We start from the raw sequence: 12,855 nt of genomic DNA, 5'->3' as shown, positions 1-12,855 counted from the left end.
GAGGCCTTGCAGTTGGTATCCGGGAACGATCTGGAATTGGCCCTCGATCAGGTCCGAGCTGACGCCGCGGGACCGGTTGCCGGCGTGTTCGGCCCTGACACGGTGACCTGGCAGATCGACCGGGAGGCCCTCATCTTTCTCGGCGCCGGCCGCGCGCTGTTGTTGCAGCTGGCGCATCCCTGGGTCGCTGCCGCCATCGCGGAGCATTCGCGCACCCTTGCCGATCCGATCGGCCGCTTCCATCGCACCTTCGACATCGTCTTTGCGATGGTGTTCGGCTCGCTCGACCGGGCGCAGTTGTCGTCCCGGCAACTGCATCGGCGCCACAGCATGATCGTCGGCGCGATGCCCGAGGCCGTCGGTCCGTTCGCGGCAGGCTCGCGCTACTGCGCAAACGACATTCCGTCGTTGCGCTGGGTTCATGCGACGCTGGTCGAGACCGCGGTGATGGCGCATGACCTGGTCCTTCCGCCGCTCTCGGCGGAGGAGCGCGAGCGCTACTGGAGCGAGAGCCGGATGTTCGGCGCCTTGTTCGGATTGACGGCCGACGATTTGCCCGCGGACTGGTCCGGCTTTGCGGCCTACACCGCGGCGATGGCGCAGTCGGATACGCTGACCGTCAGCCCGGCGGCGCGCGAGATCGCCGCGCAGATCCTTGGCGGCGCGCGTCCGTGGCTGCGGCCACCGCGATGGTATCGCGCGCTCACGGCGAGTCTGTTGCCGGAGCGCCTGCGAGCGGGCTTCGGGTTTGAATTCGACGAGCGCGACAAGCGGGCAGCCGACAATGCGCTGAGATGGATCAGGCGCGTCTATCCCAAACTGCCAGACCGGCTGCGCTATGTCGGTCCCTACCAGGAAGCGCAGGCGCGGCTGCGGGGCGAGCCGCAGCCCGACTGGATGACCCGGTGTCTCAATCGCGCCTGGATCGGGCGGCCGCAAATGGATGTGCGCGGGAAGGGGTGAGGTTCTCAGCTCTTGGAGTGACGGGCGATAGAGTGGCGCGCCTCTCTCCACATCGGTCTCGCCGTCGGTGATGGTTTCGGCCAAGCCGCCGGTCTGGTGACCGATCGGCAGCGAGCCGAAGCGCTGGGCGTACATCTGGCTGAGGCCGCACGGTTCGAAGCGCGACGGCATCAATGTGAAATCGCTGCCCGCGAAGATGCGCCGCGCCTGGGCGTCGTTGAAGCCGATCGTGACCCCGATCGCGTCGGGGCGGCGGCGATGCGCGTCGATCAGCGCCTGCTCGAGTGCGGGCTCGCCGGAGCCGGTGACCACGATCTGTCCGCCGGCATCGATGATCTCGTCGGCGGCCGACAGTACGAGGTCGATACCCTTCTGGTGCACGAGGCGTGCGACAATCGCGAACATCGGGCCGCGCGACACCGCGAGCCCGAACTGCTTGCGCACGTAATCCGCATTGGCCTTCTTGCCGACCCAGTCACCGGCGCCGAATTGCTGAGCGAGCTGGGCACAGGAGCGCGGGTCCCAGCTCTCGTCGATGCCGTTGAGGATGCCGGTGAGCTCGGCAGCATCCGAGCGGACACGAAGCAGGCCTTCGAGACCGCAGCCGAATTCCTCCGTCGTGATCTCGCGTGCATAGGTGCCGCTGACGGTGGTGAGGTGCGAGGCATAGACCAGCCCGGCCTTGAGGAAGGAGAGCTGGTCGTAGAACTCGACGCCGTCGATATGGAAGGAGCTCTCGGGGACGCCGATCCGCCGCAGCGAGTCCTTCGGGAAGAGTCCCTGGTAGGCGAGGTTGTGGATGGTCAGGATCGACGGCAGCTTGGCGCCGCGCCAGGCGAGGTAGGCCGGCACGAGCGAGGCCTGCCAGTCATTGGCATGGATCAGGTCTGCTGCCCAATTCTTGTCCAGCTTGCCCATGGCCAGCTCAGCGGCTGCCGAGGCAAAGCGCGCAAAGCGGATGTCGTTGTCCGGCCAGTCGTGTCCGGACTCGTCGCCATAGGGATTGCCGGGCCGGTCGTAGAGTTGTGAGCACAACAGCACATAGACCGGCAGCCCGTCCTTGGTCGCAGCCCGGCCGAGCGAGCAGGCCGGCATCTCCGCAAACGCCGGGCAGCGGCCAACGATGTGAATATGCGTGAGTTGTTCGATGATGTCGCGGTAGCCGGGCAACATGACCCGGATATCGGCGAGAGGGCGAAGCGCCCTGGGAAGTGCAGCGGAAACGGCGCCGAGTCCGCCAACGCGGACGAAATCGTCCATCTCGGTTGTGACGAACAAGACCCTCAAGAACAGCTGCCCTCTTCCGATCCCGTTTATTGCTATGCAAGAACGGGTCCAGTTGTCCTGGAATTCCCAAGCCCGCCCGTGAGACGCGTCCGTTCGGTAAAGACTTTCCTACTCACCCGCCGCCCTCTAGGGTCGGCGCATCAATAAGAGAGAACTTCGATAGTTCCTAAGAGGCCGAGGGGCGCAGCAGGCATGCCGTTAGCAGATAAGCATGAGGGGACGACGACAAAGGCCTTCGCGGGCCTCAGGGTCCTGGATTTTTCGACCACCATCGCCGGCCCCCATTGTGCGCGGATGCTTTCCGACATGGGCGCCGAGGTCATCAAGATCGAGACCGACGGCGGCGAGACGATGCGCACCCGGCCGCCGCTGCGCAAGGGGTGCAGCACCGTATTCGGCCAGCTCAACGTCGGCAAGAAGAGCGTCGTGCTCGATCTCAAGTCCGAGGAGGGCAAGGAGGCGGTGCGCCGGCTCGCCGCGACCGCCGATATCCTGGTCGAGAATTTTCGCCCCGGCGTGATGCACCGGCTGCGGCTCGACTACGACCGCCTGCGCCCGGTCAATCCAAAGCTGATCTATTGCTCGATCTCGGGCTACGGCCAGACCGGTCCCTCGGCCGAGCTGCCGGCCTACGCGCCGGTAATCCATGCGGCCTCCGGCTACGACATGGCGCATCTCGCCTATCAGCCCGGCCGCAGCCGTCCCGACTATTGCGGCATCTACCATGCCGACGTAGTCACCGGCACCTACGGTTTCGGCGCGATTGCTTCGGCGCTCTATCAGCGCACGGTGACCGGGCAGGGCCAGCACATCGACGTCTCGATGCTGGAATCGATGCTGACCTTGACGGTGATCGAACTGCAGAGCTCGCAATTCGCGGTGAAGCCGCCGCCGCGCCCGATGTTCGGGCCGACCGAGACGGCCAATGGCTATGTCATGATCACGGTCGCGAGTGAGAAGACGTTTCAGTGCCTGATGGGTGTGATCGGCCGTCCCGAATGGATTTCCGATCCGCGCTTCTCCACCTACGCCGCGCGCCGCGAGAACTGGGCTGATATGATGGACGGCGTCGAGGCCTGGTCGCGGCCACTCACGACCGACGCGTGTCTTGTCGCGCTTGGCGCGGCCGGTGTGCCGGCCTCGGCCTATCGCACCGTGTCTGAGGCGCTGGCCGATCCGCAACTCGCGCACCGGCAGGCGCTCTCGTCCGTCGAGGACGAGGGTGGCTCGTTCCAGGTGCTCAATCTGCCGTTCCGGATGTCGGGCGCCGACACCACGCCCGCCAAAACGATGGCCGTGCTCGGCGAGCACACGGACGAATTGCGCGAGGAGATCGGCCTCGCCGACGATGCTCCAATTCCGTCAGGCAAAACGGCTGCGACAAACTGAGCGCATCGCAGCACCACTACAGCGTTTGATCTCTCGCGTGTTCCTCTTGCCGTGGCGAGCATTTATCGCCAAGCTTGCCTCCGAGTCATTCAACGATCCGAAACATCGGACGAGGGATCCCGGGAGGAACCATGACGAACCTTGCTGCCGCGGCGCGCAAGCACGCGCCGATTTTCCTTGTTGCGGCATTTTCTCTCCTTCCGCCGGCCGAGCCGGCACAGGCGCAGAAGGCGGGCGGCAGCATCACCGTCGGTCAGGAGCTGGAGATTACGGGCTTCGATCCGCTCAAGGTCGGGGTCTACGACACCTCGACCTTCACCGCTGCGGCCGCGATCTTCGATACGCTCACCACGCTCGACGAGAAGGGCGAGGCCGCGCCAAAGCTGGCAGTCTCCTGGACCCATTCGGACGATTACAAGAGCTGGACCTTCAAGCTGCGCCAGGGCGTGAAATTCCACGACGGCACGCCGTTCAATGCGCAAGCCTTCAAAGAGAATTTCGACCGGCAGAAGGACCCCGCCAACAAGTGCCGCTGCGCCTTCTACATCAGCAACGTTAGGGAGGTGCAGGCGCCCGACGAATATACTGTCGTCTACAATCTCACCGATCCTTCCGTGAATTTGCCGGCGACGAACACCATCCAGAGCCAGAACAACGTCGTGCATTCGCCGACGGCGTGGAAGACCAAGGGCGACGACTACAATCGCAATCCCGTCGGCACCGGTCCCTACATCCTGAAATCATGGACGGCCGGCGATCGCATGGTTCTGGAGAAGAACCCGGGCTACTGGGACAAGGGCCGTCCCTATCTCGACCGCATCATCCTGAAGCCGCTGCCCGACGCGCAGTCGCGTTTCGCCTCGCTGCAATCGGGCGAGGCCGACATCATCTGGGACGACGAGAACGACGCTGACAACATCATGAAGGCGCAGAAGGACTCCAAGCTCACCGTGCACACCTATAAAGGCTCGGGCGCGCAGGTCTATGCCTTCAACACCAAGGTGGCGCCGTTCGACGACGTCCGCGTGCGGCAGGCGCTGGTGATGGCGATCGACCGCCCGAAGATGTCGCAGGCGATCAGCAACGGCCTGAGCCGGCCCGCGACCAATCCCTACGGCGACGGCTCCTGGGTCAAGTGCAAGGACGACGGCGCGCTGCCGTTCGACGTCGAGAAGGCCAAGGCGCTGATCAAGGAGTATGGCAAGCCGGTCGAATTCAAGACGATGGTGACTGCGACGCCCCGCGGCCGCATGATCGGCCAGGTGCTCCAGCAATTCTGGAAGCGCGCCGGCGCCAACATGGAGATCGAGCAGGTCGACCAGGCCACCATCCCGCCGCGCGCCTTCATGCGTCAGTTCCAGCTCATACCCTGGCGCATCGTCGACCTCGCCGATCCCGATCCGCAGATGTATTCGAACTTCCGCAGCGGCAGCCCGCTGGCGCTGGCCAACTTCGCCGATCCGGAGCTCGATCGGCTGCTCGACCACTCCCGCGTCACCGCCGATCCCGCCGCGCGTATCGAGGACTATTGCGCGATCAGCCGCCTGATCAACAAGGAGGCAATCTGGTTCTGGACCTTCCAGAACACCTATTACGCGCTGTCGAGCGCCAAGCTGAAGGGCTTTCCGAAAATCTACAACGGCGTGATCGACGTCTCGACCACCTGGCTGGAATGACCGCGCGATGCTGAACTTCGTCGTGCGGCGGCTCCTTGCCATCCTGCCGGTGCTGCTCGCCGTCTCGCTGCTCACCTTCCTGATCGCCGCGTTGCTGCCGGGCGACCTTGCCTATGTCATCCTCGGCGATCAGGCGACGCCGGAGAATGTCGCGGCTTTGTGCCGTGACATGGGGCTCGACCAGCCGCTGTGGTGGCGTTACCTGAGCTGGCTCGGTCACGTCCTGCAGGGCGATCTCGGCCGCTCCTTCCGCACCGGGCAGACGGTGTTGCAGGCGGTAGCCGAGCGTATTCCGGTCTCGCTCGAGCTGATGCTGATGGCCGAGTTCATCGGGCTCCTGATCGGTGTCCCGCTCGCAATCGCCTGCGCCGCGCGCGCCGGTGGCGCCTTCGACCGCTTCATGACCGGCAGCGCCTTCGCCATGCTGTCGATGCCGTCGTTCCTGATGGCGATTTTGTTGATCTATCTGTTCGCGGTCGAGCTGCGCTGGCTGCCAGCGACCGGCTATGTGCCGTTCATCGAGGAGCCGCTGTCGAACCTGCGCTTCTTCGTGCTGCCGGCGCTGACGCTGGCGCTGGCGGAATGGCCTGGCATCATGCGGGTGCTGCGCTCCGACATGATCGCGACCCTGCAGGAGGACTATATCGCGCTCGCCAAGGCCAAAGGCCTCAAGCCGGCGCGCATCCTGTTCGTGCATGCGCTCAAGCCATCGTCGCTGACCCTGGTGACGGTGACAGGCATCAATATTGGGCGCCTGCTGGGCGGCACGCTGATCGTGGAATCGATCTTCGCGCTGCCGGGCATCGGCCGCCTGCTGGTCGGCGCGATCTACACCCGCGACCTCGTCATCCTCCAGGGTGTGGTGCTGCTGGTCGCCTGCGGCTTCGTCCTCGTCAATTTCATCGTCGACATGCTCTACGCCGTGCTCGATCCCAGGATCCGCCATGGCCACGCTTGAGCTCTCCATCCAGGACGAGGCGTCGGCGCCCGTCCGCCGCGGCCGCAGGCTCGGCCTGTTGTTCTGGTTCGCGAGCGCCTGGCTCGCGATTGTCCTGACGTTCGCGATCCTCGCGCCGGTGCTGCCGCTGCAGAATCCTGTAGACATGGACATGCTGGAGCGCCGTGCCGCGTTCTCCGGGGAACACTGGCTCGGCACCGACGGGCTCGGCCGCGACGAATTCGCCCGCCTGATCTTTGGCGCGCGGGTGTCGCTGACGGTCGGGCTGATCGCGCCGATGATCGGCCTTGCGCTCGGCGGCGCGCTTGGTCTCCTCGCCGGCTATTTCCGCGGCCGGTTCGAAACGCTGGTGGTCGGCAGCATGGACGTGCTGCTGGCGTTTCCGCCGCTGATCTTCGCGCTCGCGGTGACCGCCTATCTCGGCCAGTCGATTCCCAATCTCACCCTGATCCTCGGCGTGCTCGGCATTCCCGCCTTCATGCGGGTGGCGCGCGCGGCGACGCTGACGCTGGCGCGGCGCGAGTTCGTGATCGCGGCCGAGGCGCTCGGCGCCAGCCATGCGCGCATCCTGCTGCGCGAGCTGCTGCCGAACGTGATCCTGCCGCTGCTGGCCTTCTTCCTGCTCGGCGTCGCCGTCACCATCGTAGTCGAGGGCGCGCTGTCCTTCCTCGGGCTCGGCGTGCCGCCGCCGATGGCGAGCTGGGGCAGCATGATCGGCGAGGGGCGCGACAGCCTCGACGTCGCGCCGCGGCTGGCCTTCCTGCCGGCAACGGCGCTGCTCTTGACCGTGCTGGCCTTCAACCTGGTCGGCGACACCTTGCGGGCCCTGACCGACCCGCGTCAGGGGGCGCTGTGAGCGCGCCGCTTCTGACCATCGCGGACGTGGCGGTCGAACTTCCGACCCCGCGCGGCAATTTGCGCGCCGTGGATCGTGTCGACCTGTCGCTGGAGGCGGGCCGCACGCTCGGCATCGTCGGCGAATCCGGCTGCGGCAAGACCATGCTGTCGCGCGCGGTGCTTCAGCTGCTGCCGAAGAAGGCGAAGCTGACCGGGCGCGTGATGTTCGACGGCCAGGATCTGGTGCGGCTCGACTCCGAGCGTCTGCGGCGCCTGCGCGGGCGCGACCTCGCGGTCGTGTTCCAGGACCCCATGACCTCGCTCAACCCAGTGCTGACCATCGGCACCCAGCTGATGGAGACGATCCAGGAGCATCTCGAACTGGATGCGCCGGCGGCGCGGAAGCGCAGCATCGAGCTGCTCGCCGCCGTCGACATTCCGGCGCCGGAGCAGCGGCTCGCGCAATATCCGCATCAATGTTCCGGCGGCATGCGCCAGCGCATCGCGATTGCGATCGCGCTGTCCTGCGAGCCGAAACTGCTGATCGCGGACGAGCCGACCACGGCGCTCGACGTCACGATCCAGGCGCAGATCCTCGATCTGCTGGCGCGCGAGCAGCGCCGCCGCCACATGGCGATGATCATCATCACCCACGATCTCGGCGTCGTCGCCGGCCGCGCCGACGAGGTCGCGGTGATGTATGCGGGCAGGGTGGTCGAGCGCGCGCCGACGCAGGCGTTGTTCAAGCGCATGCACATGCCCTACACCGAGGCGCTGCTGGCGGCGATCCCGAAGCTGGAGACCGCGCCGCATACGCCGCTGCCCGCCATCTCCGGCCGTCCGCCCGATCCGACCCGGCCACTTAAAGGCTGCTCGTTTGTGCCACGCTGCCGCTATGCCGCAGGGCGCTGTCACGAGGCCAAGCCCGAATTGAAGGGCGCGGAGATGCCGGGGCATCTCTATGCCTGCTTCCATCCCATCCAGATGACGGAGGGGATTGGCGCATGATGATGCAGTTTGCCATGCCCGCTGAGCCGCTCCTGAACGTCGACAATCTCGTCGTCGAATATGGTCTCGGCAACAAGACGGTGCACGCGGTCTCCGGCGTCAGCCTCCAGGTCGCGCGCGGTGAGACGCTGGGGCTGGTCGGCGAATCCGGCTGCGGCAAGTCGACGCTGGGGCGCGCGGTGCTGCAATTGCGCCGCGCCAAGTCCGGCCGCGTGCTGTTCGACGGCGAGGACCTCACCGCGATGGAAGGCGAGGCGCTGCGCAAGATGCGCCGCCGCGTGCAACTGATCTTCCAGGACCCGATCGCCTCGCTCAATCCGCGCCGGCGCATCGGTGACATCGTTGCCGAGCCGCTGATCATCGCCGGCGTGAAAGATGCCGCCGAGCGCAAGCGGCGCGTTCACGACGTGCTGTCCGCGGTCGGGCTCGACCCTGACCTCGTAGCGGGCCGTCTGCCGCACGAATTCTCCGGCGGCCAGTGCCAGCGCATCTGCATCGCACGATCGCTGGTGCTCAACCCCGAATTCATCGTCTGCGACGAGCCGGTCTCGGCGCTCGACGTCTCCATCCGCGCGCAGATCCTCAATCTGCTCGAGGAGATGAAGGCGCGCTTCGGCCTGACGCTGCTGTTCATCGCGCATGATCTCGCGGTGGTGAAAGCGGTCAGCGACCGCGTCGCGGTGATGTATCTCGGCCGGCTCTGCGAGGTCGGGCCGTCGGAACAATTGTTCGCGAGGCCCGCGCATCCCTACACGGACCTGCTGTTGCAGGCGATCCCGGTGCCCGATCCGGACGTGCGTCCCGTCGAGAGTGTGGCGACCGGCGAGCCACCATCGCCGATTGCGCCGCCGTCCGGCTGCCGCTTCCGCACCCGCTGCCCGCGGGCCGACCAGCGATGCAGCGCGGAGATACCGGAGTTGCGCGAGGTCGCACCCGGCCAGTTCGCGGCTTGCCACCATCCGCGGGCCTAATAGAGCCCCGTTCCGATGCGATCGGAACGGGGCTCTAGATTCTCGTTTTGACGCGTTTTCTTTACGCGAACCGGTATCCACTTCGCTCGAAAACGCTGTAAGACGGCTCCCGGATTTGTTTCGCCCCGCCGGTCATGGCATGGTGGCGTGACAATGAGAAGCATGCGGGAGAACGCCGATGAAGAGTTTCAAGGTCGCCGATTTCAAGGCACCGCTGCAGGAGTTCGACGAGGCCACGCCGCAGCCGTCGGGCACGCAGGTGCTGATCAAGGTGAAGGCCGCCGGCGTCTGCCACAGCGACCTCCACATCTGGGAAGGCGGCTACGATCTCGGCCACGGCCGCAAGCCGCTGTCGCTGAAGGACCGCGGCATCAATCTGCCGCTGACCATGGGCCATGAGACGGTCGGCGAAATCGCAGCCTTCGGCCCCGACGTGAAGCCGACCGACCAGGGCGATCTCAGGCTCGGCGATGTCGGCCTCGTCTATCCCTGGATCGGCTGCGGCAAGTGCGCCACGTGCCTGGCCGGTGACGAGAACATGTGCCTGACGCCGCGCTCGCTCGGCGTCTATTGCGACGGCGGCTACTCCGACCACATGCTGGTGCCTCATCCCCGCTATCTGCTCAACCTGAAGGGGCTCGATCCCGCCTCGGCGGCGCCCTACGCCTGCTCTGGCGTCACCACCTACAGCGCGCTGAAGAAGGTCGAGCAGCATTTTGACACGCCGATCGTGATGTTCGGCGCCGGCGGTCTTGGCCTGATGGCGCTGTCGCTGCTGAAGGCAATGGGCGGCAAGGGCGCGATCATGGTCGACATCGACGCCAGGAAGCGCGAGGCCGCGGAAAAGGCCGGTGCGCTCGCGACCGTCGATCCCAAGGCGCCGGACGCGCTGGAGCAGCTTGCCAAAAAGGCGGGCGGGCCGATCCGCGCCGTGATCGATCTGGTCGGTAACGCCGCAACGACGCAGCTCGGCTTCGACTGCCTGACCAAGGGCGGCAAGCTTGTCATCGTCGGCCTGTTCGGCGGCGGCGCGACCTGGGCGCTGCCGCTGATCCCGATCAAGGCGGTGACGATCCAGGGCAGCTATGTCGGCAATCTGCGCGAGACCCAGGAGCTGCTCGACCTCGTGCGCGCGAAGAACGTGCCGCCGATCCCGGTGACGCGCCAGCCGCTCAACAAGGCCAATGACGCGCTGGTGCAATTGCAGCAGGGCGCGGTGGTCGGTCGCACGGTGCTGACGCCGTAATAAACGCTCTCTCCTCCGTCATTGCGAGCGAAGCGAAGCAATCCAGAAATCCCTCCGCGGACACAGTCTGGATTGCTTCGTCGCTTCGCTCCTCGCAATGACGTCCTTGGCTCGTTCCTTCCTAAGGTCTCTCAAATGTCCGCAAACAACGCCTTCCACATTGCCGTGCTCGCCGGTGACGGCATCGGTCCCGAAGTCATGGCACCGGCCATCGAAGTCTTGCGCAAGATCGAGGCGAAGTCGGACTTGCGCTTCCGCTTCACCGAGGCGCCCGCCGGCGCCAACAATTATCTCGCGACCGGCAAGTCGATGCCCGATTCCACCATCAAGCTCTGCGAGGAGGCCGACGCGATCCTGCTCGGCGCCTGTGGCCTGCCGTCGGTCCGCTACCCCGATAATACCGAGATCGCGCCGCAGATCGAGCTGCGCTTCATCTTCGATCTCTATGCCGGCGTGCGCCCGGCGCGGCTCATTCCGGGCGTGCCGAGCCCGATCGTCGGCGCCGACCAGCGCGGCATCGATCTCGTCGTGATCCGCGAATCCACCGAAGGCCTGTTCGCCTCGATGGGCAAGGGCGTCGTCACCCATGAGGACGCGCGCGAGACCATGGTGATCACGCGCAAGACCTCCGAACGCCTGTTTGAGTTCTCGTTTCGGCTCGCCGAGCGGCGCAAGGCGCGCGGCAAGCCGGGGATGCTTGCCTGCGTCGACAAGGCGAACGTGTTCAAGGCTTTTGCGTTCTTCCGCGGTATCTTCGACGAGATCGAGAAGAAGCATCCGGAGGTGAAGACCGACCGGCTCTATGTCGATGCCTGCTCGGCGATGCTGGTGAAGCGTCCCTGGGATTTCGACGTGATGGTGATGGAGAACATGTTCGGCGACATCGTCTCCGACATCACCGCGAGCCTGATCGGTGGCCTCGGCATGGCGCCGTCCGCCGACATCGGCGACAAATATGCCGTGTTCCAGCCCTGCCACGGCACCGCACCAGACATCATGGGGCAGGGCAAGGCCAATCCGACCGGCATGATCCTGTCGGCGGCGATGATGCTGGACTGGCTCGCCGACAAGCACGGCGTCGAGAGCGCGGCGGAAGCCGGCGAGCAGATCGAGCGTGCAGTGGATCAGATCTACGCCGGCGGCATCAAGCCGATGGAGTTCGGCGGCAGCAACGGCACGGCTGACATTACGAAAGCGGTGCTCGCTGCGCTGTAGTTACCGCAGGCGGTCGATATCGGAGGAGCTGGAAGTCAATGAGCAATCCGGCTCCCGAGCACTATCGGCACCTCCGGACCTTCGCCTTCGGCGACAATCCCGCGCTCGCGGATGAATTGGTTGAACTCGTCGTCAAGGGCGTCAAGACCGCGACTTGCAGTACGGAAGACGAACCGAACACGTCCACGCCGGGTGAGCGCTGGGTCGTACTCAACGGGCGCGGAGAACCGCGCTGCGTCATCGAATCCGTCGAGATCACCTATCGGCGCTTCAATGACGTCGATGCCGCGTTTGCGCACGATGAGGGCGAAGGCGATCGAAGCCTCGCCTATTGGCGTAGCGCCCATCGGACCTATTTCGGCCGGCTCGGACGATTCAGCGAGGACATGATGCTGATGTGCGAGCGCTTCCGCCTGATCGAGGTGTTTGGTGATCAGGCGCCTGCGCCTTGCTGAGCCCGGACGCCGAGGCTACTTGCCCGTAAACTGCGGCTTGCGCTTTTCCATGAAGGCCTGCCGGCCCTCGCGAAAGTCCGCGCTGTCCATGCAGGCGTGACCGATCGCCTTGATCGCCTCCAGGTCGCGCTGGCTCTCGTCCTTCAACACCTGTGCGATGGTGATCTTGGCGGCCTTGATCGCGAGCGGGGCGTTCTCTGAGATGGTCTGCGCGATCGTCATCGTCTCCCCCACAACTCGTCGATCGGGAACAAGCGCTCGACGAGGCCAATGCGCAGCGCCTCGGCGGAATCGATCCGCATGCCCGTGTACATCAGAAGCCGTGCCCAGGACGGGCCGACCAGCGACACCAGATGCTTCAAGCCGTCATAGCCGTAGGCGATGCCGAGCTTTGCCGCGGGAATGCCGAACTGGCTGCCATGTGCGGCGAGGCGGATGTCGGCGAGCATCGCGACCTGCATGCCGCCGCCGAGGCAAAAGCCCTCGATGCAGGCGATGGTCGGCTTGGGATAGTCGGCGAGCAGCGCGCGCTGGGCGGCGCTGCGCCTGGCATATTCCTCGGACGCCGCCGCATTGTGGCGGGTCTTCTCGAACTGGCTGATGTCGGCCCCGGAGACGAATGCCTTGCCGCCGGCGCCGCGCAGGATCACGACGCGAACCGTCGCGTCATCGCGCAGGCTCGTCAGCGCCTCGCCAAATCCCTCCCACATCTCCAGCGACATCGCGTTGCGCTTGTCAGGATTGTTGAAGGTGATCACGCCGATGCCGTCGATGACCTGCTTGAGGATCTTGCCGTCGGCAAGGGGTGTTTCGGTCGTGCTGGAATTGTCAGGCATTGCGCGCTCGCTTG

General features: G+C 65.6%; 10 protein-coding genes and 2 pseudogenes. 10 read left to right on the top strand and 2 right to left on the bottom strand.

Translation table 11 applies throughout. The features are described 5' to 3' along the window. Positions 1–12: 12 nt before the first annotated feature. Complete coding sequence (locus HAP41_RS34150) at positions 13–963, top strand: oxygenase MpaB family protein (protein WP_166105615.1); 951 nt, start codon at positions 13–15, stop codon at positions 961–963. Positions 964–1,017: 54 nt separating this feature from the next. On the opposite strand, the pseudogene glgA reads toward HAP41_RS34150, so the two are convergent. Beyond that, positions 1,018–2,250 (bottom strand): annotated as a pseudogene (gene glgA, locus HAP41_RS34145) (glycogen synthase GlgA); the annotation flags it as partial. Between the two features lie 192 nt (positions 2,251–2,442). Here glgA and HAP41_RS34140 point away from each other — a divergent pair. The 9 genes from HAP41_RS34140 (at position 2,443) to HAP41_RS34100 (ending at position 12,005) form a co-directional block, all read left to right on the top strand. Further along, positions 2,443–3,639: a CaiB/BaiF CoA transferase family protein gene (locus HAP41_RS34140; RefSeq protein ID WP_166089543.1), complete on the top strand. Its 1,197-nt coding sequence runs from the start codon at positions 2,443–2,445 to the stop codon at positions 3,637–3,639. Positions 3,640–3,770: 131 nt separating this feature from the next. Continuing rightward, a complete protein-coding gene (locus tag HAP41_RS34135) occupies positions 3,771–5,315 on the top strand; it encodes an ABC transporter substrate-binding protein (protein ID WP_166089580.1) in 1,545 nt (514 codons plus the stop codon). A 7-nt stretch (positions 5,316–5,322) separates the two neighbouring features. After that, positions 5,323–6,273: an ABC transporter permease gene (locus HAP41_RS34130; protein ID WP_166089583.1), complete on the top strand. Its 951-nt coding sequence runs from the start codon at positions 5,323–5,325 to the stop codon at positions 6,271–6,273. Beyond that, the gene (locus HAP41_RS34125; protein WP_166089604.1) at positions 6,260–7,129 is read left to right on the top strand and encodes an ABC transporter permease; all 870 of its coding nucleotides are present in this window, start codon (positions 6,260–6,262) and stop codon (positions 7,127–7,129) included. The genes HAP41_RS34130 and HAP41_RS34125 overlap by 14 nt, the downstream gene beginning before the upstream one ends. After that, positions 7,126–8,118 (top strand): ABC transporter ATP-binding protein, encoded by a 993-nt coding sequence (locus HAP41_RS34120; protein WP_166089612.1) that lies wholly within the window; start codon positions 7,126–7,128, stop codon positions 8,116–8,118. Before HAP41_RS34125 ends, HAP41_RS34120 begins: the two co-directional genes overlap by 4 nt. Then, the gene (locus HAP41_RS34115) at positions 8,118–9,089 is read left to right on the top strand and encodes an ABC transporter ATP-binding protein (RefSeq protein WP_166105617.1); all 972 of its coding nucleotides are present in this window, start codon (positions 8,118–8,120) and stop codon (positions 9,087–9,089) included. The genes HAP41_RS34120 and HAP41_RS34115 overlap by 1 nt, the downstream gene beginning before the upstream one ends. A gap of 178 nt (positions 9,090–9,267) precedes the next feature. Further along, positions 9,268–10,335: an alcohol dehydrogenase gene (locus HAP41_RS34110; protein WP_166089648.1), complete on the top strand. Its 1,068-nt coding sequence runs from the start codon at positions 9,268–9,270 to the stop codon at positions 10,333–10,335. Between the two features lie 135 nt (positions 10,336–10,470). Beyond that, positions 10,471–11,550 (top strand): isocitrate/isopropylmalate dehydrogenase family protein, encoded by a 1,080-nt coding sequence (locus HAP41_RS34105; protein ID WP_166089666.1) that lies wholly within the window; start codon positions 10,471–10,473, stop codon positions 11,548–11,550. Positions 11,551–11,588: 38 nt separating this feature from the next. Then, positions 11,589–12,005 carry an ASCH domain-containing protein gene (locus tag HAP41_RS34100; RefSeq protein WP_166089674.1) on the top strand — a complete coding sequence of 139 codons (417 nt, stop codon included), beginning with the start codon at positions 11,589–11,591 and terminating at the stop codon, positions 12,003–12,005. A gap of 15 nt (positions 12,006–12,020) precedes the next feature. On the opposite strand, the pseudogene HAP41_RS34095 reads toward HAP41_RS34100, so the two are convergent. Further along, a pseudogene (locus HAP41_RS34095) lies at positions 12,021–12,841 on the bottom strand (enoyl-CoA hydratase). Between the last annotated feature and the right edge of the window lie 14 nt (positions 12,842–12,855).

It is taken from the genome of Bradyrhizobium barranii subsp. apii (genome assembly GCF_011516635.5).
In the GTDB taxonomy this organism is placed as follows: domain Bacteria; phylum Pseudomonadota; class Alphaproteobacteria; order Rhizobiales; family Xanthobacteraceae; genus Bradyrhizobium; species Bradyrhizobium barranii.
This window is presented reverse-complemented; position numbering and strand designations above follow the sequence as displayed.